20 protein-coding genes, 1 pseudogene and 1 riboswitch are annotated in these 22,548 nt (G+C 63.6%); of the genes and pseudogenes, 15 read left to right on the forward strand and 6 right to left on the reverse strand.

Annotated features, from left to right (window positions below):
* Positions 1-3: 3 nt before the first annotated feature.
* From msbA to hldE, 4 genes are all read left to right on the forward strand, one after another.
* The gene (gene msbA / locus H0I86_RS02605; protein ID WP_180923909.1) at positions 4-1,812 is read left to right on the forward strand and encodes a lipid A export permease/ATP-binding protein MsbA; all 1,809 of its coding nucleotides are present in this window, start codon (positions 4-6) and stop codon (positions 1,810-1,812) included.
* A gap of 187 nt (positions 1,813-1,999) precedes the next feature.
* Positions 2,000-2,704 carry a sulfotransferase family 2 domain-containing protein gene (locus H0I86_RS02610; RefSeq protein ID WP_180923911.1) on the forward strand — a complete coding sequence of 235 codons (705 nt, stop codon included), beginning with the start codon at positions 2,000-2,002 and terminating at the stop codon, positions 2,702-2,704.
* Positions 2,697-3,251 (forward strand): adenylyl-sulfate kinase, encoded by a 555-nt coding sequence (gene cysC, locus H0I86_RS02615; RefSeq protein WP_180923912.1) that lies wholly within the window; start codon positions 2,697-2,699, stop codon positions 3,249-3,251. Before H0I86_RS02610 ends, cysC begins: the two co-directional genes overlap by 8 nt.
* Before the next feature lie 159 nt (positions 3,252-3,410).
* Positions 3,411-4,835 carry a bifunctional D-glycero-beta-D-manno-heptose-7-phosphate kinase/D-glycero-beta-D-manno-heptose 1-phosphate adenylyltransferase HldE gene (hldE, locus tag H0I86_RS02620; RefSeq protein WP_023970189.1) on the forward strand — a complete coding sequence of 475 codons (1,425 nt, stop codon included), beginning with the start codon at positions 3,411-3,413 and terminating at the stop codon, positions 4,833-4,835.
* Between the two features lie 54 nt (positions 4,836-4,889).
* On the opposite strand, the gene H0I86_RS02625 is transcribed toward hldE, so the two are convergent.
* The 4 genes from H0I86_RS02625 to H0I86_RS02640 form a co-directional block, all read right to left on the reverse strand.
* Positions 4,890-5,861: a metal ABC transporter ATPase gene (locus H0I86_RS02625; protein ID WP_180923914.1), complete on the reverse strand. Its 972-nt coding sequence runs from the start codon at positions 5,859-5,861 to the stop codon at positions 4,890-4,892.
* 41 nt (positions 5,862-5,902) lie between these two features.
* The gene (locus H0I86_RS02630; protein ID WP_028683746.1) at positions 5,903-6,715 is read right to left on the reverse strand and encodes an aldo/keto reductase; all 813 of its coding nucleotides are present in this window, start codon (positions 6,713-6,715) and stop codon (positions 5,903-5,905) included.
* A complete protein-coding gene (locus tag H0I86_RS02635) occupies positions 6,712-7,887 on the reverse strand; it encodes an NAD(P)/FAD-dependent oxidoreductase (protein ID WP_101281711.1) in 1,176 nt (391 codons plus the stop codon). Before H0I86_RS02635 ends, H0I86_RS02630 begins: the two co-directional genes overlap by 4 nt.
* Positions 7,888-8,057: 170 nt before the next feature.
* Complete coding sequence (locus tag H0I86_RS02640) at positions 8,058-8,390, reverse strand: DMT family transporter (protein WP_007921448.1); 333 nt, start codon at positions 8,388-8,390, stop codon at positions 8,058-8,060.
* Positions 8,391-8,499: 109 nt separating this feature from the next.
* Between H0I86_RS02640 and H0I86_RS02645 the strand changes: the two genes are divergently transcribed.
* Positions 8,500-9,384, forward strand: a complete 885-nt coding sequence (locus tag H0I86_RS02645) for a LysR family transcriptional regulator (protein WP_162096366.1) — start codon at positions 8,500-8,502, stop codon at positions 9,382-9,384.
* 23 nt (positions 9,385-9,407) lie between these two features.
* On the forward strand, positions 9,408-10,679 hold the full coding sequence (gene waaA / locus H0I86_RS02650) for a lipid IV(A) 3-deoxy-D-manno-octulosonic acid transferase (protein ID WP_180923916.1): 1,272 nt from the start codon (positions 9,408-9,410) through the stop codon (positions 10,677-10,679).
* Between the two features lie 124 nt (positions 10,680-10,803).
* Here the strand turns inward: waaA and H0I86_RS02655 are convergent, their stop codons facing one another.
* On the reverse strand, positions 10,804-12,243 hold the full coding sequence (locus tag H0I86_RS02655; protein WP_180923917.1) for a TolC family outer membrane protein: 1,440 nt from the start codon (positions 12,241-12,243) through the stop codon (positions 10,804-10,806).
* Between the two features lie 196 nt (positions 12,244-12,439).
* A riboswitch (TPP riboswitch) is annotated at positions 12,440-12,544 on the forward strand.
* Between the two features lie 175 nt (positions 12,545-12,719).
* Here H0I86_RS02655 and thiC point away from each other — a divergent pair.
* The gene (gene thiC / locus H0I86_RS02660; protein ID WP_180923919.1) at positions 12,720-14,609 is read left to right on the forward strand and encodes a phosphomethylpyrimidine synthase ThiC; all 1,890 of its coding nucleotides are present in this window, start codon (positions 12,720-12,722) and stop codon (positions 14,607-14,609) included.
* 177 nt (positions 14,610-14,786) lie between these two features.
* Positions 14,787-15,452 (forward strand): annotated as a pseudogene (locus tag H0I86_RS02665) (cytosine permease); the annotation flags it as partial.
* Here H0I86_RS02665 and H0I86_RS02670 read toward each other — a convergent pair.
* Positions 15,421-16,167 carry an RsiV family protein gene (locus tag H0I86_RS02670; protein ID WP_180923921.1) on the reverse strand — a complete coding sequence of 249 codons (747 nt, stop codon included), beginning with the start codon at positions 16,165-16,167 and terminating at the stop codon, positions 15,421-15,423. The pseudogene H0I86_RS02665 and the gene H0I86_RS02670 overlap by 32 nt on opposite strands.
* 224 nt (positions 16,168-16,391) lie before the next feature.
* Between H0I86_RS02670 and H0I86_RS02675 the strand changes: the two genes are divergently transcribed.
* From H0I86_RS02675 to H0I86_RS02705, 7 genes are all read left to right on the forward strand, one after another.
* Complete coding sequence (locus H0I86_RS02675) at positions 16,392-17,009, forward strand: NUDIX domain-containing protein (RefSeq protein ID WP_009046673.1); 618 nt, start codon at positions 16,392-16,394, stop codon at positions 17,007-17,009.
* A complete protein-coding gene (locus H0I86_RS02680) occupies positions 17,000-17,452 on the forward strand; it encodes a DUF1249 domain-containing protein (protein WP_007921426.1) in 453 nt (150 codons plus the stop codon). The genes H0I86_RS02675 and H0I86_RS02680 overlap by 10 nt, the downstream gene beginning before the upstream one ends.
* 99 nt (positions 17,453-17,551) lie before the next feature.
* A complete protein-coding gene (gene cpdA / locus H0I86_RS02685) occupies positions 17,552-18,367 on the forward strand; it encodes a 3',5'-cyclic-AMP phosphodiesterase (protein ID WP_180923923.1) in 816 nt (271 codons plus the stop codon).
* A 116-nt stretch (positions 18,368-18,483) separates the two neighbouring features.
* Positions 18,484-19,092, forward strand: a complete 609-nt coding sequence (locus H0I86_RS02690; protein WP_007921424.1) for a YqiA/YcfP family alpha/beta fold hydrolase — start codon at positions 18,484-18,486, stop codon at positions 19,090-19,092.
* Positions 19,093-19,134: 42 nt separating this feature from the next.
* Positions 19,135-21,042, forward strand: a complete 1,908-nt coding sequence (parE, locus tag H0I86_RS02695) for a DNA topoisomerase IV subunit B (protein ID WP_180923925.1) — start codon at positions 19,135-19,137, stop codon at positions 21,040-21,042.
* A complete protein-coding gene (locus tag H0I86_RS02700; protein WP_180923927.1) occupies positions 21,042-22,025 on the forward strand; it encodes an esterase-like activity of phytase family protein in 984 nt (327 codons plus the stop codon). Before parE ends, H0I86_RS02700 begins: the two co-directional genes overlap by 1 nt.
* Positions 22,022-22,543: a retropepsin-like aspartic protease family protein gene (locus H0I86_RS02705; RefSeq protein WP_180923929.1), complete on the forward strand. Its 522-nt coding sequence runs from the start codon at positions 22,022-22,024 to the stop codon at positions 22,541-22,543. Before H0I86_RS02700 ends, H0I86_RS02705 begins: the two co-directional genes overlap by 4 nt.
* Positions 22,544-22,548: the final 5 nt, after the last annotated feature.

Here is a 22,548-nt window from a genome sequence, read left to right on the forward strand (position 1 = left end):
ACGATGAGTGACGCACCGCGTAAAGCGGAACAGGACTCCAGCCTGAAAATCTATTTTCGGCTGTTGGGGTATGTAAAACCCTACATTGGCATTTTCCTGCTGAGTATCGTGGGCTTCGTGATATTTGCCTCCACCCAGCCGATGCTGGCGGGCATTCTCAAATATTTCGTCGACGGCTTGAGCAATCCCGAAGCGGTGCTCTTCCCCAACGTTCCCTATCTGCGCGACTTGCAGCTATTGATGGCGGTGCCGCTGCTGATCATCCTGATCGCGGCGTGGCAGGGGCTTGGCTCCTTCCTCGGCAACTACTACCTGGCGAAGGTTTCCCTGGGGTTGGTGCATGACCTGCGGGTCGAGCTGTTCAACAAACTGCTGGTCCTGCCGAACCGCTATTTCGATACCCACAACTCCGGGCATCTGATTTCCCGCATCACCTTCAACGTCACCATGGTCACCGGTGCCGCCACCGACGCCATCAAGGTGGTGATTCGCGAAGGCCTGACGGTGGTGTTCCTGTTCGTCTACCTGTTGTGGATGAACTGGAAGCTGACCCTGGTGATGCTGGCGATCTTGCCGTTGATTGCGGTCATGGTTGGCAGCACCAGCAAGAAATTCCGCAAGCAGAGCAAGAAGATCCAGGTGGCGATGGGCGATGTGACCCACGTGGCCTCCGAGACCATTCAAGGCTATCGCGTGGTTCGCAGCTTCGGTGGCGAAAGCTACGAGCAGCAGCGTTTCGTCGACGCCAGCCAGAGCAACACCGACAAGCAGCTGCGCATGACCAAGACCGGTGCGGTCTACACGCCGATGCTGCAGTTGGTGATCTACTCCGCCATGGCGGTGCTGATGTTCCTGGTGCTGTTCCTGCGTGGCGATGCCACCGCGGGCGACCTGGTGGCCTACATCACCGCGGCGGGCCTGCTGCCCAAGCCGATTCGCCAACTCTCGGAAGTCAGTTCGACCATCCAGAAAGGCGTGGCGGGTGCGGAAAGCATCTTCGAACAACTGGACGTCGAGCCTGAAGTCGATCGGGGCCAGGTCGAGCGTGAGCGCATCGAGGGTCGCCTGGACGTGCGCAACCTGAGCTTCACCTATCCGGGCACCGATCGTGAAGTGCTGAAGGACATCAGTTTCTCCGCGGCTCCCGGGCAGATGATCGCGCTGGTCGGCCGCTCCGGCAGCGGCAAGTCGACCCTGGCCAGCCTGATTCCGCGCTTCTATCACCACGAAACGGGGCAGATTCTCCTCGATGACGTGGAGATCGAGGATTACCGCCTGCGCAACCTGCGTCGGCATGTGGCCCAGGTGACCCAGCATGTGACCCTGTTCAACGACAGCGTGGCCGCCAACATTGCTTATGGCGACCTGGCCGGGGCGCCGCGGGAAGAGATTGAGAAGGCGGCGGCGGATGCCTATGCCATGGACTTCATTTCGCAGCTGCCCGAAGGCCTGGACACCCAGGTCGGCGAGAACGGCGTGCTGCTCTCCGGTGGCCAGCGCCAGCGTCTGGCGATTGCCCGGGCCCTGTTGAAGAATGCGCCGTTGCTGATTCTCGACGAAGCCACCTCGGCCCTGGATACCGAGTCCGAGCGGCATATCCAGGCGGCCCTGGACAAGGTGATGAAGGGGCGCACCACCCTGGTGATCGCACACCGCCTGTCGACCATCGAGAAGGCCGACCTGATTCTGGTCATGGACCAGGGGCGGATCGTCGAGCGCGGCACCCATGTCGATCTGCTGGCGCAAAACGGCTACTACTCGCGCCTGCATGCCATGGGCCTGGACGAGCCCGCGTCCGAAGGCATTGCCTGAGCCAACGCCAGGGTGGGCACTGCCCATCCTGGAACGACCCCGGCGCGCAATGCGCCGGCCGGTCTTTGTATCCCGCCCCTTACAGTCTTGACCGAGCCTAAATAATTCCGCGTCTCGTGCTTGTTATGGTTCCAGCCTCAATCGTCGACTGAATCGAGGGGGCCAACCCCGTCGCGCGGGTACTGGAATGCTGCAACGTTATCTGTGGAAGTTATTGCCCAAGTCGCAACGGGCGTTCTTGCTTGGGCGCCTGTCTGTGGTGGACCGGCAGGTGGTGAACAAGGCCATGTCCGCCAACGTCCGTTTTCCAGAGCCGTTCCGTCAGCACGGTTGTGTGTTCATCCATGTGCCCAAGTGCGCGGGGAGCAGCCTGTGTTCGGCATTGTTCGACGGCTGGACGCCAGGCCATCTGCCCCTGTACTGGTACGAGCAACAGTTTCCCCAGCAGTTCGCCAGCAGCTTCAAGTTCGCCGTGGTCCGCGATCCCCTGGAGCGGGCCTATTCGGCCTATGCCTTCCTGCGCGGCAACGAACTCAGTCGTCGCGACCAGGCCGCCCAGCGGCTGGTCAGCCACTATCGCGATTTCGACGATTTTGTCGGCCGCTGGCTGCACCCGGAAAATGTCCACAAACAGCTGCATTTCGCTCCGCAGACCGACTTCCTGGTGGATTCCATGGGGCGCCTGGACATGGACTTCATCGGTTATCAGGAGCACCTGCAGCGCGACTATCAGTTGCTCAGCGAGCACCTGGGGGTTAGCAAATCCCTGCCGCACCTCAATGAATCGCGGCAACGGCACGAAGCGCCTGCCCGGGACTTTTGCTCGGTGCGCACCCGGCGGCTGGTGCGTCGGGCGTACCAGCGCGACTACGAGATGCTCGGTTATGAATGAATCCCTGCCGGCGCATTGCCCGCGACCGGATATTCGCCCCAGCAGCCTGTCCCTGACCGCGGTCGAGCGGGCGGCGCTCAAGCAGCAGCGTCCGTGTTGTCTCTGGCTGGCCGGTTTGTCCGGCGCCGGCAAATCGACCCTGGCCAACCTGCTGGAACTGCGCCTGAACGGGCAGGGCCTGCATACCTTTGTCCTCGACGGCGACAACGTGCGCGGTGGCCTGTGTCGTGACCTGGGCATGGGCGCCGAGGCGCGCAAGGAAAACATCCGGCGCCTGGCCGAGGTGGCGAGGTTGATGGTGGAGGCGGGGTTGATCGTGATCGTCTCGGCGATTTCACCGTTTCGCGCGGAGCGCGCCGCTGCCCGGGCCTTGTTTGCAACGGGAGAATTCCTCGAGGTGTACGTGAGTACATCGTTCGCTGCCTGTGCCCGGCGCGACCCCAAAGGCCTGTATCAGGCGGCAAGCGAGGGGCGTATCCGGGACTTCACCGGGCTCGACAGCCCCTACGAAGCGCCGCTTTATCCCGACTGCGAGATCGATACCTAAACGGTCGGTCTGGCCTGCGCGACAGACCGGCTCATGGCGCTTCTGCTCAATAAATGAACAGTTTGGGGCGATCGCGAATACTCGTGCAGCGGTAGAACTAGGCAGCGTTCACCCTGTGTTAATATCGCGCCCCTGTTCATTTTGTATGTGGGTTGCTCCATGAAGTTGTCCATGCCGCGATTCGATCAAGCCCCTGTCTTGGTGGTCGGCGATGTCATGCTCGACCGTTACTGGCATGGTGGTACCTCACGGATTTCCCCTGAGGCGCCGGTACCGGTGGTCAAGGTCGAGCAAATCGAGGACCGCCCGGGCGGTGCCGCGAACGTTGCCTTGAACATTGCCGCGCTCGGTGCACCGGCCTCGCTGGTCGGCGTCACCGGCGACGACGAGGCTGCCGACAGCCTCTCCAACAGTCTTGAAGGGGCGGGCGTCCGCGCCTTGTTCCAACGCATTGCCCACCAGCCGACCATCGTCAAGCTGCGGGTCATGAGTCGGCACCAGCAACTGCTGCGTATCGATTTCGAAGAACCCTTCGCCACCGACGCCCTGGCGTTGGGCGCTGAAGTCGACCGGTTGCTGGACGGCATCAAGGTGCTGGTGTTGTCCGACTATGGCAAGGGTGCCCTGAAGAACCATCAGGCGCTGATCCAGGCCGCGCGTGCCCGTGGCATCCCGGTGCTGGCGGACCCGAAAGGCAAGGACTTTTCGATTTATCGCGGCGCCAGCCTGATCACCCCGAACCTCAGCGAGTTCGAAACCATAGTCGGCGGCTGCGTCGACGAGCACGACCTGGTCAGCAAAGGCGCGAAGCTGATGCACGACCTGGAGCTGGGCGCCTTGCTGGTGACCCGTGGCGAACACGGCATGACCCTGTTGCGCCCCGATCACCCGGCGCTGCATTTGCCGGCCCGCGCTCGTGAAGTGTTCGACGTCACCGGTGCCGGCGATACCGTGATCTCCACCCTGGCGGCGGCGATCGCGGCCGGTGAAGAGCTGCCACACGCGGTGGCCCTGGCCAACCTGGCTGCCGGTATCGTGGTCGGCAAGCTGGGTACCGCGGCCATCAGCGCACCGGAACTGCGTCGCGCGATCCAGCGTGAAGAAGGTTCCGAGCGTGGTGTGCTGAGCCTCGACCAGCTGCTGCTGGCGATCGACGATGCGCGTGCGCATAAAGAGAAGATCGTCTTCACCAACGGCTGCTTCGACATCCTCCACGCCGGCCATGTGACCTACCTCGAGCAGGCGCGGGCCCAAGGCGATCGCCTGATCGTGGCGATCAACGACGATGCCTCGGTCAGCCGCCTGAAAGGCCCTGGCCGTCCGATCAACAGCGTCGACCGGCGCATGGCGGTACTGGCCGGCCTGGGCGCGGTGGATTGGGTCATCAGCTTTCCCGAGGGCACGCCGGAAAACCTGCTGGCCCAGGTCAAGCCGGACGTGCTGGTCAAAGGCGGGGATTACTCGGTCGACCAGGTGGTCGGTGCCGATATCGTCAAGGCTTATGGCGGCACAGTGAAGGTGCTGGGGCTGGTGGAGAACAGTTCCACCACGGCCATAGTCGAGAAGATCCGCAAGACCGAATAAGGCTTGATACCAACCCGCCGACTCCTGCGAAAGTTGGAGTCGGCGGATTGGCAATCAACGTTGCCGGCTGGTCTTGGCCGGGACGATCTTGCGCAATATCTGCCGCGCCTTGCCGGTAAAGCGCTGGAGCTTGGAATCCTTCTCCGGCGCGCTCAATCCCTGCTGCTTCAGCCAGTCCTTCCAGCGAATCCGCTCGTCACGCACCAGCCAGCCCTGCTGCTGGGCAAAACTTTCGGCCAGGTACAGGCCGCGGGTACTCGCCGGGTACAACTGATCCTTCTTCAACGTATAGAGCTCGGCGCACGGCTGCCCGTCCTTGAGCGGCATCAGGTACAGGTCCGGGCGCTTGCGATCCAGGCGTGCCACCAGTTGCTCGCCTTCCAGGCGTTCGTCGACATGGAACAGGCTCAGGGACTTGGCTTCTTTCGGCACGTCCAGGCGCAGGTCATAAATCAGCTGCAGCGACGCGGTGGGCAGGTGCACATAAGCTCGCGGCCGTTCCAGCAGATGCAGATTGGCGCAGCGCACCGGGCGTGCCGCGCCCGACAGCGGCGTCAGGCGAAAGGGCAGGGCTTCGCGATAATGCAGGGCCGCCGAGTAGGGCGCCGGCAGCCAGGTGTCGTTGAAGCGCCCGCCGAGCCAGCCTTCCGGGGTTTCCAGCAGGCATTCCTCGGCGATTTCCTGGATGGCGGTATGCAGCGGCAGGTTCAGTTCATGGGCCGGGACGTAGCCGGAAATCAGCTTGAGCACTACATCGCCGCGGTCCTGCCGGCGCTGGCGGACCAGCACCCAATAGTCGCGGTTCTGCCAATGCAGGGTCAGGCGTACCGAGACGCCGAGGTTGGCCAGTTCCAGGGCGAAGCGTTCGGCGTCGGCCACCGTGACCGGGCGCCGCCGCTGCAGGGTCTGCGCAAAGTTCAGCGGCATGCCGACGCTCTGGTAGCTGAGGCCTTCGGGCGTCGCTTCGACGAACAGCGGCAGGGTCTTGAAGTTGCTGGGGTTTTTTCTTATGAGCGTACGCGGCATGTCGGCTCCTTCTTGCGTCGGGGTCGGCCGCGTGGGCGGCATCAGTTTTTGCGCAACACCTGCGCGACAGTGGCGACATTATGGGCCAGGTGCAGCGGATTGATGGTCCCGACAATAGCACTGGCGACGCCCGGTTGATCGAACAGCAGTTCGAAGCTGGCGCGAACCGGGTCGACGCCCGGGCTCAGGCACACATGGCCACTGGCCAGGGCCTTTTTCACCAGAATGCCCTTGCCGTGGGCTGCGGCGTAATCGATGACGGCTCTCTCGTTCTGTTCGTTCAGATTGTAGGTGACCATGGCGCAGTCGCCCTGCTCCAGGGCCTTGAGACCCCCTTCGACGGTTTTCCCGGAGAAGCCGAAGCCACGGATCTTGCCTTCCTGCTTGAGCTCGGCCAGCGTCTGGTACACCTCGCACTGCTCGAGGATGTGCAGATCATTGCCGTCGGAATGCACCAGCACCAGGTCGATGAAGTCGGTTTCCAGGCGCTGCAGGCTGCGCTCCACCGACAGGCGGGTATGCGCGGCGCTGAAGTCGTGGCGCGACAGGCCGTTTTCGAACTCTTCGCCGACCTTGCTGACAATCACCCAGTCCTGGCGTTGCCCGCGCAGCAGCGGTCCCAGGCGCTCCTCGCTGCGACCATAGGCCGGCGCGGTGTCGATCAGGTTGATGCCCAGGTCGCGGGTCAGCTTGAGCAGCATGCGGGCTTCGGTGTCATCCGGAATCTGGAAGCCGCTGGGGTATTTCACCCCTTGGTCGCGCCCGAGTTTCACGGTGCCCAGGCCCAGCGGGGACACCAGTAGCCCGGTGCTGCCGAAGGGGCGATGCAGGTCGTGCAGGGTCGCTTGGCTCATGGCAGCAGTTGCTCCCAGGCCGGTTGAGCGATGGCGGGCTTCGGCAGCTCCGGCAACGGGGTTGCGGGGCCTGGCTTGATGCCGTCGCGTTCGAGGGCGGCGAATACCCGGTCGGCGAAGTCCGGGGCCAGGGCCAGCTTGGTCGGCCAGCCGACCAGCAGGCGGTCCTGCTCGGCGAGGAAGGCGTTGTCCGGGCGGGTCAGGCCCGATTGTGCGGGTTCGGCCCGATCCACCCGCAGGGTGGCCCATTGCGCCTGGCTGAGGTCGACCCATGGCAACAGGTTGCCGAGTTCTTTCTGGGCGGCGGCAATCTGCGCCGCGGGCTCGCGTGCCACGCCTTCGGCTTCGGCGATATCGCCGCCCAGGTACCAGACCCATTGGCCGTCGGCCGCCGGGTGGGTGGTCACGGTGATGCGCGGTTTCGGCCCGCCGCCCAGGCAGTGGGCGTACAGCGGTTTCAGGCTCGGGCCCTTGACGATCACCATGTGCAGCGGCCGGCGTTGCATGGCCGGCTGGCTCAGGCCGAGGCTGCTCAGCAGCTCGGCATTGCCGGCGCCGGCGCTGAGCACGATGCGTTGCGCGCGGATTTCCCGGTCATCGACCCGCAGGCCCAGCAATTGCCCGTTTTCCAGCACGGGCTCGATCTTCTGCCCGGCCAGCAGGCTATCGCCGCCCAGTTCGGCCAGGCGCCCGATCAGGCTCGGCACGTCCACCACCAGCTCGGCCAGGCGATACACCTTGCCCTTGAAGCGACGGTCCTGCAGGGCTGGCGGCAACTGGTCGCCCTTGACCTGATCGACGCGGCCGCGCACGGCCTTGCTGGCGAAAAAGCTGGTGAGGTTGCCGGCCAGGGTGCCGGGGGACCACAGATAATGGGCCTCGGACAGCAGGCGCACGCCGGACAGGTCCAGCTCGCCGTTGCCGGCCAGGGCCTCGCGCCAACGGCGCGGCATGTCGGCGATGGCTTCCGAGGCGCCGGTCAGGGCGCCGTGCAGCGCATATTTGGCGCCGCCGTGAATGATTCCCTGAGACTTGACGCTTTGTCCGCCGCCGAGGCTGGCGCTCTCCACCAGCACAGTGGAAAAGCCCTGGCGACGCAGGCGGGCGTTCAGCCAGAGGCCGGCGACTCCGGCGCCGACAATCAGCACGTCGGTGGAAATAACGGATGGCATGCAGCGACCTCAGTGTTCAAGACTAGGGGCGCAGTATACAGGCTCGAGCCGCGCAGGCTTGTCGCCGATCAAGGCTTGCTGCTGCCGCAGACTGTGAGCCCTGCAAAAAGGCCACTGCGTTTCGGTTGAAGCGCAGTGGCCTTTTTTACATCGTGGCGGTCGGTCTGGGGTCAGTGCCCGGCGGTCTTCGAAAACAGCTGGATCACCACCACGCCCAGGACGATCAGGGCCATGCCGAGCATCGCCGGGATATCCAGTTTCTGCCCGTAGAGAAACAGCGCAGCCACGCTGACCATGACAATGCCCATGCCGGCCCAGACCGCGTAAGCCACGCCCACCGGCACGGTGCGCACCACCAGGGTCAGCATCCAGAAGGCCACGCCGTAACCGACGATGATCAGCAGCAGCGGCAGGGGAGTGCTCAGGCCTTTGACCGCTTTCATCGAAACAGTGGCGATCACTTCGGCGCAGATGGCGATGGCCAGGTAGGTGTAAGCGTTCATGGGAGAGTCCTCGTGTTTGGGCTTGCTTGATGAGGTCGGCATTCTAGAGATTGCACAGATGGGGTAAAGTCATTACCTATCTGTTTTGAAGATGGGTTGCCTCATGAATGTGCAGTGGAATCTGGAGCAGATGCGGCTGTTCGTCAGCGTCGCCGAGCAGCGTTCGTTTTCCGCAGTGGCTCGTGACCAGCACAAGGCACAATCGGCGGTCAGTAGCGCGATTGCGCTGCTCGAGGCCGATCTCGGCGTGCTCTTGTTCGAGCGCAGCAGCGGTCGCCAGCCCAAGCTCACCGAGGCCGGTCGTGCCTTGCTCGCGGAGGCGCGGGAAGTGCTGCGCCAGTGCGAGCGCTTGAATGGGCGGGCGCTGGCGTTGATGCGGGGGGAGGAGGCGCGCTTGCGGCTGGCCCTGGACGAGGCGATGCCTTTCCAGCCGGTGCTCGATAGCCTTGAGGCGTTGTCCGAGCGCTTCCCCAGTCTTGAGGTCCAGCTGGCCAGCAGCGCCCAGGGTGATGTGGCGCGCAAGCTGCTGGAGCGTCGGGCCGACCTCGGTTTGCTGTTCCACCATGAACAGATGTCCGAGGCCCTTGAGCGACGGGCCCTGGGCAGCGTCGAGATGGTCACGGTGTGCGCGGTCGGGCATCCCCTGGCCGGCGAGAAACAGGTGGATCGTCAGCAACTGGGGCGTCATCGGCAGTTGCTGATTTCCCCGCAGTTGAGCACTTACCCCAGTGGCGAGCAGCTCAGCCCGCAAGTCTGGCGCGCCGACAGCTTCTACGCGATGGCCGAACTGCTGATGCGCGGCCTGGGCTGGGCCTGGCTACCACGGCATGTGGTGCAGTACCCGGCCTACCAGAACCAGATGGTCGAGTTGGCCAGCGAGTGGACCCCGCCGGCGCTGGTGGTGGAACTGGTCTGGCGCCGCGATGAACCCCTGGGGCCGGCTGCGCATTGGCTGGCGGAGCGTTTTGCCGTGCACTTGCGGGCGATTGGTTGAAAAAGCCGATAAACTCCGCCGCCATGAATAGAACTCTCTACACCGCGCTGTTTTACCTGGGGCTGCCATTGGTGGCGATTCGTCTGTGGCTGCGGGCGCGCAAGGCGCCGGCCTATGCCCGGCGGGTCGGCGAACGTTTTTCCTGGGGGCTGCCGGCGATGCAGCCGGGCGGGATCTGGGTGCACGCGGTGTCGGTGGGCGAAAGCATTGCCGCCGCGCCGATGATCCGTGCCCTGCTGGCGCGTTATCCACAGCTGCCGATCACGGTCACCTGCATGACCCCAACGGGTTCGGAGCGCATCCAGGCGCTGTTCGCCAACGAGCCGCGCATCCAGCACTGCTACCTGCCCTACGACCTGCCTTGCGCCGCCGCGCGTTTCCTCGATCGGGTCCGGCCGAAGCTGGCGGTGATCATGGAAACCGAGTTGTGGCCCAATCACATTCACCAGTGCGCCAAGCGCGGCATTCCCGTGGCGCTGGCCAATGGGCGGTTGTCGGAACGCTCGGCCCGAGGTTATGGCCGGTTCAACAAACTGACCGCGCCGATGCTCGCGCAAATGAGCCTGTTCGCGGTGCAGACCGAAGCCGAGGCCGAGCGTTTTCGCCAGCTGGGTGCGCGGCCGGAAACGGTCGAGGTGACGGGCTCGATCAAGTTCGACCTGAGCATCGACCCGCAACTGCTGGAGCGCGCCAGCGAGCTGCGCCAACAATGGCAAGCCGGCGAACGCCCGGTGTGGATCGCCGCCAGTACCCATGAAGGCGAAGACACCGTGGTGCTGGATGCCCATCGCCAACTGCTGGCCAGCCACCCGGATGCCTTGCTGATCCTGGTGCCGCGTCATCCGGAGCGGTTCAACCCGGTGTTCGAGCTGTGCCGGCAGCAGGGCTTCGCGACCATTCGCCGCTCCAGCGCCGAGCCGGTCAGCGCCAGCACCTCGGTGCTGCTGGGCGACACCATGGGTGAGCTGCTGTTTCTCTATGCCCTGGCGGACAGTGCCTTTGTTGGCGGCAGCCTGGTGCCCAATGGCGGCCACAACCTGCTGGAGCCGGCGGCCCTGGCCAAGCCGGTGCTGAGCGGGCCGCACCTGTTCAACTTCCTGGAGATCGCGACGCTGTTGCGCCAGGCGGGCGCTCTGCAGGAAGTGGACGATGCCCATGGCCTGGCGGTGGCGGTGCAGCGCCTGTTCGAGTTGCCCCGGGATGCGCAGAAGATGGCCGATGCCGGACTGCGGGTGATGCGCAGCAATCAGGGCGCCCTGCAGCGCCTGCTCGACGGGTTGGATCGCTTGCTGTAGCCGCTACCGCGGGCTGCAATCGACCGGAACGGTCGTAAAAAAGGCCACCGCCATTCAATTGAATCGCGGTGGCCTTTTTGCATGTCCTGCGGCCACGATCGCAGCCTGCGGCAGCGGCTACAAATTACTGGGTCGGCCGGGCCTTGAGCTGTTCCGCCGCGGCCTTGGCCAGGTCCGGCGGCAGGAAGTCGCGGTCCGGGTTGTAGTCGGCTTTCAGGTAGCGCGACAGGTCCTGCAAGTCGCCCGGGTTGAGGGTGCCGGCGGCCTGCTTGAGGCGCAGGTTGTCGAGGATGTAGTCGTAACGGCTGTTGTTGTAGTTGCGCACCGAGGTATACAGCTGGCGCTGGGCATCGAGCACGTCGACGATATTGCGCGTACCGACCTGATAACCGATTTCCGTGGCTTCCACCGCGCTCTGGTTGGAGATGATCGACTGGCGCCGTGCCTGGACCTGTTCGACATCGGTGTTCACCGCGCGGTGCAGGTTGCGGGTGTTTTCCACCACCTGGCGGCGCAGGGCTTCACGTTGCTGCTCGCTCTGGCTCAGGCGCGAGTAGGACTCGCGGACCTGGGAGCTGGTCAGGCCTCCGCTGAAGATCGGAATGTTCAGTTGCAGGCCGACGGTGCGTTGTTCCACGTCGCTGCCATAACGCTGGCCCAGCGGGTTGGGGTTGCTGAAACCGAGGGCGTCGTTGTCGCCTTTCTTGTATTGCGCTACCGCGTCTAGGGTCGGGGCATGGCCGGCCTTGCGCTGCTTGAGGGTTTCCTCGGCGGCGCTGACCGCGTAGTTGCTGGCCAGCAGGTTGAGGTTCTGCTTGGCCGCGGTATCGACCCAGGCCTTGGCGTCATTCGGGGTCGGCGCCAGCACCGGCAGGCTGTGGACGATGCCCTGGATCGAGTTGTACTGACGGTTGGTCAGGGTGATCAGGGCTTCGAACGCGTCATCCACCTGGCGCTGGGCGAGGATCCGGTTGGCCCGCGCGGTGTCGTAGCTGGCCTGGGATTGCAGGACGTCGGTCTTGTCCGACAGGCCGACGTCGAAGCGCTCGTTGGACTGGTCGAGCTGGCGCTTGAAGGCGGCTTCCTCGGCCTTGGTCGAGGCCAGGTTGTCCTGGGCGCGCAGCACCGAGAAGTAGCTCTCGGCGCTTTGCAGGATCAGGTTCTGTTCGGTGGCCGAGAGCTCCAGCGCGGCTTGCTCGTTGACGTCCTTGGCCGCTTGCAACTGGAACCAGCGGTCGGCGCGGAAAATCGGCTGGGCCAGGGTCGCCTGATACACGGTGCCGCTGCGGGTGGCGGTCATCGACGGTTCGTCGAACTTGGTCCGGGTGTTGTTCAGGTCGGCACCGGCCGAGAGGTTGGGCAGCAAACCGGCGCGAGCTTGTGGCACCACTTCCTTGCGTGCGTCGTAATCGGCGCGGGCGGCGGCGAGGTCGGCGTTGTTGTCCACCGCCTCCTGGTAGACGCTGACCAGGTCGGTTTTAGTGGTCAAGGGCGCTTCTGCTGCCCAGGCCATTCCATTGGACGCACAAGACACGGCGATGGCCAGTGAGAGTTTGCGCAGCATTCGGCGATCCCTAGAGTTGATATTACGAGTATAATTCTGGCGCCAAGGCTAAGTCCCGGCCTGTGCAGCGTCAAGGTTCGACGCAACCCAGCGAGTGTAGATGCGCCTGCGAAGGGCAACAATCCTGCATTTACGCCATTCATCACGCTGTTTGCCGTGGGGTTGGCGTTCTGTGCCGGCTTTGTCTAGACTGGCCGAGTTCTTGTCGGGGTGCCTTGCTATGAGGCTGAGATCGGATAATCCGGATCCCGTTGAACCTGATCAGGTTAGCGCCTGCGTAGGGAACAAGATTTCTCGTCACCCGGCGAGTCCTCTTGTGCTTCGTCCGGGATGTTGTTCGACAATCGAACGCCCCTCGAGCACCAAGCACTGCACCAGCTGGTTTTCGCCCCTGGCTCCAGCTATGGCTGCGTCCGTTCGTTACAGGTTCGCTCCGACAAAAATCCACTGCCTGGATGCTGTCTGGAGAGCCCGTGATGACTACAAAATTAAAAAACGCTACGCACCTGAGCGAATCGGCCAAGGTCGATGAGCAGTCGGTTCAGCCCTTTACCCGCTCGCAAAAAATCTATGTCCAGGGTTCGCGCCCGGACATCCGTGTGCCGATGCGTGACATCAGCCTCGACGTGACCCCCACCGACTTCGGCGGCGAGATCAACGCGCCGGTCACCGTCTATGACACCTCCGGCCCGTACACCGACCCCAACGTGGTGATCGACGTGCGCAAAGGCCTGGGCGATGTACGCTCGGCCTGGATCGACGACCGCGGCGACACCGAGCGCCTGCCCGGCCTGAGCTCCAACTTCGGCCAGCAGCGCCTCGCCGATCCCGAGCTGACCAAGCTGCGTTTCGCCCATGTCAACAACCCGCGCCGGGCCAAGGCCGGGGCCAACGTCAGCCAGATGCACTATGCGCGCAAGGGCATCATCACCGCCGAGATGGAATACGTCGCCATCCGCGAAAACATGAAGCTGCAAGAGGCCCGCGCCGCGGGTCTGCTCGATCAGCAGCACGCCGGCCACAGCTTCGGCGCCAGCATCCCGAAGGAAATCACCCCCGAGTTCGTCCGTGAGGAAATCGCCCGCGGTCGCGCGATCATTCCGGCTAACATCAACCACGTCGAACTGGAACCGATGATCATCGGCCGCAACTTCCTGGTGAAGATCAACGGCAACATCGGCAACAGCGCCCTGGGTTCGTCCATCGAAGAAGAAGTGGCGAAGCTGACCTGGGGCATCCGCTGGGGGTCAGACACGGTCATGGACCTGTCCACCGGCAAGCACATCCATGAAACCCGCGAGTGGATCATCCGCAACTCGCCGGTGCCGATCGGTACCGTGCCGATCTACCAGGCGCTGGAGAAGGTCAACGGCGTGGCCGAAGACCTGACCTGGGAGCTGTTCCGCGACACCCTGATCGAGCAGGCGGAACAGGGCGTCGACTACTTCACCATCCACGCCGGTGTGCTGCTGCGTTATGTGCCGCTGACCGCCAAGCGTGTGACCGGCATCGTCTCCCGCGGCGGTTCGATCATGGCCAAGTGGTGCCTGGCGCACCACAAGGAAAACTTCCTCTACACCCATTTCGACGAAATCTGCGAAATCATGAAGGCCTACGACGTCAGCTTCTCGCTGGGCGACGGCCTGCGTCCGGGCTCGATCGCCGACGCCAATGACGAAGCGCAGTTCGGCGAACTGGAGACCCTCGGCGAGCTGACCAAGATCGCCTGGAAGCATGACGTGCAGTGCATGATCGAAGGCCCGGGCCACGTGCCGATGCAACTGATCAAAGAGAACATGGACAAGCAGCTGGAATGCTGCGACGAGGCGCCGTTCTACACCCTCGGCCCGCTGACCACCGACATCGCGCCGGGCTACGACCACATCACCTCCGGTATCGGTGCGGCGATGATCGGCTGGTTTGGCTGCGCCATGCTCTGCTACGTGACGCCGAAGGAGCACCTGGGCCTGCCGAACAAGGATGACGTGAAGACCGGGATCATCACCTACAAGATCGCCGCGCATGCTGCGGATCTCGCAAAAGGTCACCCGGGCGCACAGATCCGTGACAACGCACTGTCCAAGGCGCGCTTCGAGTTCCGCTGGGAAGACCAGTTCAACCTCGGCCTCGACCCGGACACCGCACGCGCCTACCACGACGAAACCCTGCCCAAGGACTCGGCCAAGGTCGCGCACTTCTGCTCCATGTGCGGGCCGAAGTTCTGCTCGATGAAGATCACCCAGGAGGTTCGCGAGTACGCGGCCAACCAGCGCATCGAGGCGGTGGACGTGGAAGTTGCCAAGGGCCTGGCGGAGCAGGCCGAGCGCTTCAAGCAGGAAGGCAGCCAGTTGTACAAGAAGGTTTAAGCGACAAGTTGCAAGCTTCAAGCTGTAAGTTAAAGGCATAGCGGTCCTGCTTTTTCTTGCAGCTTGAGGCTTGCAGCTAGCGCTCCTTTCTCTCCCCCGAGATAACCGTCTTGAACACTTACTCACCAGACACTGCGGTGCCCGCCGACAGACGTGTATTCGGCGCGCGCGATCTGTATCGCGATCGCCATGCCGTTGTCATGGCTGCCGCTGATCGCTGACTACTCGAGGTTCGGCAAGCGTGCGCGCAATGTGTTTGGCGGTACGGCGCTGGGGTTCTTTATCGGCAACCTGTGGCTGATGAGCCTGGGCGTGGCCTACACCCTGGCCTTTGCGCCGAGGGTGAAGCCAATGCTCTGTTGCTGGCGCTGGCCGGCGCGGGCCTGGGGATTCCGCTGTTGCTGATCCTGCTGGACGTGTCGGAAAACGCCTTTGCCGATATCCATTCGGCCGCAGTTTCCAGCGGCATTCTGCTGCGCCTGAAGGTCGAGCGCCTGGCCCTGGCCATTGGCGTGCTCTGCACCCTGATCGCCTGCCTGGCGCCGTTGGCCCAGTATCAGAACTTCCTGCTGCTGATCGGCTCGGTGTTCGCACCGCTGTTCGGCGTGGTGCTGGTGGATCACTTCATCCTGCGCAAGCGCAGTGCCCAGGTGTCGTCGGTAGGTTTGCGCTGGCCGGCGTTGCTGGCCTGGCTGGGTGGGGTTGGCACCTACCACCTGCTGGCCAACCTCTATCCGGTATCCGGACGTTGGCGCAACCCTGCCGTCACTGGTGCTGGCAGGGCTGCTGCAAGGGCTGCTGGGGCGGGCCTTCAGCTACGGCCAGGAAACAGCTCGGGCTTGAGAATGCCGTTGAGGCGGTTGTAAGGGATCTTCAGTTCGATGTGGCCCAGCGCGTAAGGCGCGATCACCGACACGTTGTACTTGAGGATCACGCCGCCGTAGGTCAGCGCCACGTTCGGGGTTTTCTGGAACGGCCAGCTCTTGATGAACTCCGGCTCCTGGTCCAGCTTGGTGCTGATCAGCCAGCTGTTGTGGGCCACCTGGGCGGCCTTCCAGAACGCGGCTTCCTGGCCCGGGCGCAGCATGTCGGGCAGGGTCAGTTCCTTGTGCAGCTCGCGCGAGTAGTTGATGAAACCACGACCGGGCGTGCCGTGGGCGCCGCCGGTGTCCAGGTAGCTGGCCAGTTCGATGATCACCAGGCCGTCATGCTGTTCGCGTACCTTGGCTTGCAGGTACATGCTGTTGCGGCTGTCGGCCTCGCGCAGGAACTTCTCCCGATAGGCGCTCAGTGTCGCTGGCACGGCCTGGTCCGCAGTGGTGCGGGTCATCTGCAGCAGGCGCTTTTCAATCAGCGCATCCAGTTGCGGCTCGTCGGCGAAGTGCACGGTGTCGATGTTCACCAGCGGGCAATCCTGATTGCTGCAGCCGGGCTTGATCTGTTCCGACTTGTCGCTGGTGCTTTGCAGGGGCTTTTGATAGCTGGGTTGGAACAGGCTTTGGCAGGCGCCCAGGGTCAGGGCCAGGCAAGCCACGGAGGCGATTTTAAGAAGCGACATGTGCGTCCTTGATAAACCAGAGGTAGGCAAAAGTTACCGGCTTCGACTGCCTGCGGGGCAATCAGTTCGCCACTAAGCTCAATAGAGGCAATTAGATTAGGTTTGCCCCCTTGCCGTCTATCCCGCTGATGGCAAAGGGGCTGCATCATCGGTCACCGGCGCGTTAGGATGGCGCGATGTCGAGGGGGGAGCCTCGGATCTGGCCGCAGGAAACGAGGATTGCTATGACGGACTTTGCCAACACCACGCCGACCACTGTCGATATCGTTCGGCGCGAGAAATGCTTCCAGGGTTTTTATCAGCTCGACCGTGTGCACCTGCGCCACGAGCTGTTTGCCGGTGGCATGGGGCGCGAGATCAGTCGTGAAATCTTTGTGCGTCATGATGCTGTCTGCGTGCTGCCGTACGATCCGCAACGCGATGAAGTGGTCTTGGTCGAGCAATTTCGCGTCGGCGCCATGGGGAAAACCGCGACCCCCTGGTTGATCGAACTGGTCGCCGGTCTGATCGACAAGGACGAGCAGCCGGAAGAAGTTGCTCACCGCGAAGCGCAGGAGGAAGCTGGACTGACATTCTCCGCGCTGTGGCCGATGACCCAGTATTTCCCGTCGCCGGGGGGCAGTACCGAGTTCGTGCACCTGTACCTGGGGCGTTGCGACAGCAGCGGTGCCGGTGGCCTGCATGGGCTGGTGGAAGAGGCAGAGGATATTCGCGTGTCGGTCTGGGCTTTTGAAGACGCACTGCAGGCGGTAAGGGATGGGCGGATTTCCAACGCGGCGAGCATTATTGCCTTGCAATGGCTGGCTTTGAACCGCGTTGAAGTGAGGGGGTTATGGTCGTAAACAAAGTGCGCGATCGCTACCGGGTCGATCTCGTGGGGCTGCAAGCGTCCTGCGAGGCCAACTATGCCCGACTGATGCGCCTGTTGCCCGACATGCGCAACCAGCCGGTGGCGCGGCGGATCGCGGTGACCCAGGGCGACCAGATGCTCGGCGTGTTGGCGCTGGAGGTGCTGCTGGCCTGTCCTTACACCACCACCCTGCAGGTGCGCCAGGAACACAGCCTGCCCTGGCTGCCGGTGCCGCAGCTGGAAGTTCAGGTCTACCACGACGCGCGCATGGCCGAAGTCATCAGTGCCGAGCACGCCCGGCGCTTTCGTGGCATCTATCCGTATCCGAATGCCTTCATGCACCAGCCGGACGAGAAGGCCCAGCTCAATGTGTTTCTCGGCGAATGGCTGAGCCACTGCCTGGCTTGCGGTCATGAGTTCGAGGCCGTGCGGTAGATGTGAACTGCGTCCGGTTCGCCGGTTTCCTCTTTTGAATTTCCCCCAGCATAATTGCCTCCATTCCTCACTTCCCGTGACACGCCCTGGGAGGCCGCCTTGCCGAGCGTATCCACTCTGACCACCGACGATCCCGTGTTGCTGGTGCAGTTGTCCGACAGCCATCTGTTCGCCGAAGCGGACGGCACGCTGCTGGGCATGAATACCCGCGACAGCCTGCAGCGGGTGATCGACTTGGTGCTGGAGCAGCAACCGCGGATCGACCTGATGCTGGCCACGGGCGATCTGTCCCAGGACGGTACGCTGGAGTCCTATCAGCTATTTCGTGACATGACCCGACGGATTCCGGCGCCGGCGCGCTGGATACCCGGCAACCACGACGAGCCGCAACTCATGGCGCAGGCGGCGACCGAGAGTTCGTTGCTGGCGCCGGTGGTGGACATCGGCAACTGGCGGATCATCCTGCTCGACTCGGCCGTACCGGGTTCGGTACCGGGTTACCTGCAGGACGAGCAGCTGCAGTTGCTCGCCAGCGCCCTGAGCGAAGCCCCCGAGCGTCATCACCTGGTGTGCCTGCACCATCATCCGGTCTCCATCGGTTGTGCCTGGATGGAGCCCATCGGGCTGCGCAATCCGCACGCGCTGTTCGCCGTGCTGGAGCGCTTTCAGCAGGCGCGCGCGGTGCTCTGGGGCCATGTGCATCAGGAAATCGACCGTCAGCAGGGGGCTTTGCGACTGCTGGCATCGCCCTCGACCTGCATTCAGTTCGAGCCGGGCAGCGAGGATTTCAAGGTCGGTGAGACCGCGCCGGGTTATCGCTGGCTGCGCCTGCTGCCCGATGGGCGCCTGGAAACCGGTGTCGAGCGGGTCACCGGCTTCGATTTCCAGGTCGATTACGGCAGCGACGGCTACTGATTCCGCCCCGGAACCGCAGTCTGCGGCGGCAGGCCAAAGGGATACACCTGAACACAAGTCAAGCGGCGATACACCCTGTAAACTGCGCCTTTTTGCACGATGCAAAGGGAGTACGCATGTCCGGTTCGATCCTGTATATCCACGGCTTCAACAGCGCACCGGCGTCGAAGAAAGCCAGCCAGCTGATCGCTGTGATGGAGGCGATCGGCCGCGGTGAACAGCTGCGCGTGCCGGCGTTGCATCATCATCCGCGCGAGGCCATTGGCCAGTTGGAGCAGGCGATTGCCGAACTCGGACGGCCGCTGCTGGTCGGCAGCTCTCTCGGCGGCTACTATGCGACTCACCTTGCCGAGCGCCACGGCCTGAAAGCCCTGCTGATCAACCCCGCGGTCAGTCCGCACCGGATGTTCGACGGCTTTCTGGGCACGCAGACCAACCTTTATACCGGGGAAACCTGGGAACTGACCCACGACCACGTGACGGCCCTGGCCGAACTGGAAGTGCCGGCGCCCCAGGACCCGCAGCGGTTCCAGGTCTGGCTGCAGACAGGTGACGAGACGCTGGACTATCGCAGCGCCCAGCTGTATTACCGAGCCTGTGCCTTGCGCATCCAGGCCGGCGGCGACCATAGTTTCCAGGGTTTTGCCGGACAATTGCCGGCGTTGTTGAATTTTGCCGGCATCGGTCCGGATCAGTACCAGGCGATCGATTTCACCTCGCTGTGAAACCTCGCTTCTATTTCATTGAACGACTAACGACGAGACCCCATGGCCACTCCCAGCGCTAGCTCTTATAACGCAGACGCCATCGAAGTCCTCTCGGGCCTCGACCCGGTGCGCAAACGCCCGGGCATGTACACCGATACCACCCGGCCTAACCACCTCGCCCAGGAAGTCATCGACAACAGTGTCGACGAAGCCCTGGCGGGGCACGCGAAGTCGATCCAGGTCATCCTGCATGCCGACCATTCCCTGGAAGTGTCCGATGACGGCCGCGGCATGCCGGTGGACATTCACCCGGAAGAGGGTGTGTCCGGCGTCGAGCTGATCCTCACCAAGCTCCATGCGGGCGGCAAGTTTTCCAACAAGAACTACCAGTTCTCCGGCGGTCTGCACGGGGTGGGTATTTCCGTGGTCAACGCCCTGTCGACCCAGGTGCGGGTGCGGGTCAAGCGTGACGGCAGCGAATACCAGATGACCTTCGCCGATGGTTTCAAGGCCACCGAGCTGGAAGTGGTCGGCAGCGTCGGCAAACGCAATACCGGGACCAGCGTGTACTTCGCCCCGGATCCGAAATACTTCGATTCGCCAAAATTCTCCGTCAGCCGCCTCAAGCATGTGCTCAAGGCCAAGGCCGTGTTGTGCCCGGGGCTGCTGGTCAGCTTCGAAGACAAAGGCACCGGCGAGAAGGTCGAGTGGCATTATGAAGACGGCCTGCGCTCCTACCTGGTGGACGCGGTCAGCGAATTCGAACGCCTGCCGACCGAACCTTTCTGCGGCAGCCTGGCGGGTAACAAGGAAGCGGTGGACTGGGCCCTGCTGTGGCTGCCGGAAGGCGGCGACAGCGTGCAGGAAAGCTACGTCAACCTGATCCCGACCGCCCAGGGCGGTACCCACGTCAACGGTTTGCGCCAGGGCCTGCTGGACGCCATGCGCGAGTTCTGCGAATTCCGCAACCTGCTGCCGCGCGGCCTGAAGCTGGCGCCGGAAGACGTCTGGGAACGCATCGCCTTCGTTTTGTCGATGAAGATGCAGGACGCACAGTTCTCCGGCCAGACCAAGGAGCGCCTGTCATCCCGCGAGGCGGCGGCCTTCGTTTCGGGCGTGGTCAAGGACGCGTTCAGCCTGTGGCTCAACGCCAACCCTGAGCTGGGCATGCAACTGGCGGAGCTGGCCATCAGCAACGCCGGCCGTCGCCTCAAGGCCAGCAAGAAGGTCGAGCGCAAGCGCATCACCCAGGGCCCGGCGCTGCCAGGCAAGCTGGCGGACTGCGCCGGCCAGGACCCGATGCGTTCCGAGCTGTTCCTGGTGGAGGGTGACTCCGCCGGTGGTTCGGCCAAGCAGGCGCGGGACAAGGAATTCCAGGCGATCCTGCCGCTGCGCGGCAAGATCCTCAACACCTGGGAAGTCGATGGCAGCGAAGTCCTGGCCAGCCAGGAAGTGCACAACATCGCTGTGGCCATCGGGGTCGACCCGGGCGCCGAGGACATGAGCCAGCTGCGCTACGGCAAGATCTGCATCCTCGCCGACGCCGACTCCGACGGCTTGCACATCGCGACGCTGCTCTGCGCGCTATTCGTCCAGCACTTCCGCCCGCTGGTGGATGCCGGCCACGTCTACGTGGCGATGCCGCCGCTGTACCGCATCGACCTGGGCAAGGAAATCTACTACGCCCTCGACGAGGCCGAGCGCGATGGCATCCTCGATCGCCTGGTGGCCGAGAAGAAGCGTGGCAAGCCGCAAGTCACCCGATTCAAGGGCCTGGGTGAAATGAACCCGCCGCAACTGCGCGAAACCACCATGGACCCGAACACCCGGCGCCTGGTGCAGTTGACCCTCGGTGAGGATTTCGCCGCGACCTCGGAAATGATGGACATGCTGCTGGCGAAGAAACGCGCCGGCGATCGCAAGAGCTGGCTGGAGTCCAAGGGTAACCTGGCCGAGGTTCTGGCCTGATGCGCAGAGGCTTTGCCCTGGCGTTACTGCTATTGGCAACCTCGGCGATGGCCGACCCTTTGCCCGAGTTGAGGCTGCTGGCCGAGCATCCGGTGGACGGCATGCGTGGCGGCAACCTGTCGGGGCTGGCGTTGTGCGGCAAGGAACTGTGGACGGTCTCCGACCGTGACGATGACCAGATCTATCGGCTCGATACCAGCGACCGCGTCTGGCAGGCCGAGACCGTGCGCATCGACGTACCGCCGGTGCCGGACAGCGGTTTGCCCTGGGGCTTGAACTCACGCACCTGGGTCGCTTCGTTCGTGCGCGGCGGCGACCTGGATTTCGAGGGCATCACCTGCGACAGCGCCGGCAACAAGTATGTGGTCAGCGAATCCCACGCGGCGGTGCTGCAACTGGCGCCGACGGGTTCGGCCGCCTGGTTGAAGATTTCGCCGATCATGGTACGCGAGGCGCGGGCCAGCGGTATGTTGCTGCACTTCAATGCCTTGTTCGAAGGCCTGGCGGTCAACCCGGCCGGCGACCGGATCTGGCTGGCCGCCGAGCGCGAGCGCCGCGGGCTGCTGTTGATCAAGCGCCAGCAGAGTGTCTGGGACTGCGATGGCGGCTGTGTGCTGCTCAGCGAGGCCGGGCTGGAAATGCAGCCACCGCAGATGCCCAAGGCCAAGGCGGGGTCCCGGGACTTCGCCGACCTGTCACTGTTCGAGGGCAAGTTGTTCACCCTCGAGCGCAATGCGTTTCAGGTCTGTCGTCGTGATGCGTCGACGGCCAAGGTCGAGCGTTGCTGGTCGTTTGCCGCCGAGGCGTTGCAGGAACACCGGCGTTATCCACAGGACTATGGCCTGACCGAGGCGCTGGTGGTGGATGCCGATGGCGCCTGGATCGGTGTGGATAACAACACCGGTGCCCGTGCCGACGGTGAAAAACGCCCGATCATCTGGCGTTTCGCCGCGCCCGAGGGCGGTTGGAGTGCCAAGCCGTGAGCCCGCAGCCACCGGGCAAACGTGCCGGACGCGTGCTGCTGATGCTGGCCTGGGGCGCCGGGCTGTTCCTGGCGACACGGTTTTTCGGCGAGTGGGAACAGCGTCAGGAGAACCCCAATGCTGTCGTCACTTCGCAACAACATGAGGGTTACATCGAAGTGAAACTGGTCGGCAACGGCCAGGGGCATTTCGTCGCCAGCGGCCAGATCAACGGCCAGCCGGTGAATTTCATGCTCGATACCGGAGCGACCGATGTGTCGATCCCGTCCGGGCTGGCCGAGCGTCTTGGCTTGGAGAAGGGCGCACCGGTGACCCTGAGTACCGCCAATGGTCGTAGCGAAGGTTATCGAACCCGCCTCGACCGCCTGCAGCTGGGCGATATCGTCCTGCGGGATGTCCGTGCGCTGGTCGCGCCGGGCCTGGGCGGCGATCAGGTGTTGCTGGGCATGAGTGCTTTGAAAAAACTTGAATTTACCCAGCGCGGCGGCACCTTGCTGCTGCGCCAGACAACGAACTGATGAGG

This window comes from Pseudomonas chlororaphis subsp. aurantiaca, assembly GCF_013466605.1.
In the GTDB taxonomy this organism is placed as follows: Bacteria; Pseudomonadota; Gammaproteobacteria; order Pseudomonadales; family Pseudomonadaceae; genus Aquipseudomonas; species Aquipseudomonas chlororaphis_I.

What these genes read in the sequence shown, in the direction of transcription:
- msbA (WP_180923909.1), top strand. Translation starts at nt 4, where the DNA reads ATGAGTGACGCACCGCGTAAAGCGGAACAGGACTCCAGCCTGAAAATC.
- H0I86_RS02610 (WP_180923911.1), top strand. Translation starts at nt 2,000, where the DNA reads ATGCTGCAACGTTATCTGTGGAAGTTATTGCCCAAGTCGCAACGGGCG.
- cysC (WP_180923912.1), top strand. Translation starts at nt 2,697, where the DNA reads ATGAATGAATCCCTGCCGGCGCATTGCCCGCGACCGGATATTCGCCCC.
- hldE (WP_023970189.1), top strand. Translation starts at nt 3,411, where the DNA reads ATGAAGTTGTCCATGCCGCGATTCGATCAAGCCCCTGTCTTGGTGGTC.
- H0I86_RS02625 (WP_180923914.1), bottom strand. Translation starts at nt 5,861, where the DNA reads ATGCCGCGTACGCTCATAAGAAAAAACCCCAGCAACTTCAAGACCCTG.
- H0I86_RS02630 (WP_028683746.1), bottom strand. Translation starts at nt 6,715, where the DNA reads ATGAGCCAAGCGACCCTGCACGACCTGCATCGCCCCTTCGGCAGCACC.
- H0I86_RS02635 (WP_101281711.1), bottom strand. Translation starts at nt 7,887, where the DNA reads ATGCCATCCGTTATTTCCACCGACGTGCTGATTGTCGGCGCCGGAGTC.
- H0I86_RS02640 (WP_007921448.1), bottom strand. Translation starts at nt 8,390, where the DNA reads ATGAACGCTTACACCTACCTGGCCATCGCCATCTGCGCCGAAGTGATC.
- waaA (WP_180923916.1), top strand. Translation starts at nt 9,408, where the DNA reads ATGAATAGAACTCTCTACACCGCGCTGTTTTACCTGGGGCTGCCATTG.
- H0I86_RS02655 (WP_180923917.1), bottom strand. Translation starts at nt 12,243, where the DNA reads ATGCTGCGCAAACTCTCACTGGCCATCGCCGTGTCTTGTGCGTCCAAT.
- thiC (WP_180923919.1), top strand. Translation starts at nt 12,720, where the DNA reads ATGACTACAAAATTAAAAAACGCTACGCACCTGAGCGAATCGGCCAAG.
- H0I86_RS02670 (WP_180923921.1), bottom strand. Translation starts at nt 16,167, where the DNA reads ATGTCGCTTCTTAAAATCGCCTCCGTGGCTTGCCTGGCCCTGACCCTG.
- H0I86_RS02675 (WP_009046673.1), top strand. Translation starts at nt 16,392, where the DNA reads ATGACGGACTTTGCCAACACCACGCCGACCACTGTCGATATCGTTCGG.
- H0I86_RS02680 (WP_007921426.1), top strand. Translation starts at nt 17,000, where the DNA reads ATGGTCGTAAACAAAGTGCGCGATCGCTACCGGGTCGATCTCGTGGGG.
- H0I86_RS02690 (WP_007921424.1), top strand. Translation starts at nt 18,484, where the DNA reads ATGTCCGGTTCGATCCTGTATATCCACGGCTTCAACAGCGCACCGGCG.
- parE (WP_180923925.1), top strand. Translation starts at nt 19,135, where the DNA reads ATGGCCACTCCCAGCGCTAGCTCTTATAACGCAGACGCCATCGAAGTC.
- H0I86_RS02700 (WP_180923927.1), top strand. Translation starts at nt 21,042, where the DNA reads ATGCGCAGAGGCTTTGCCCTGGCGTTACTGCTATTGGCAACCTCGGCG.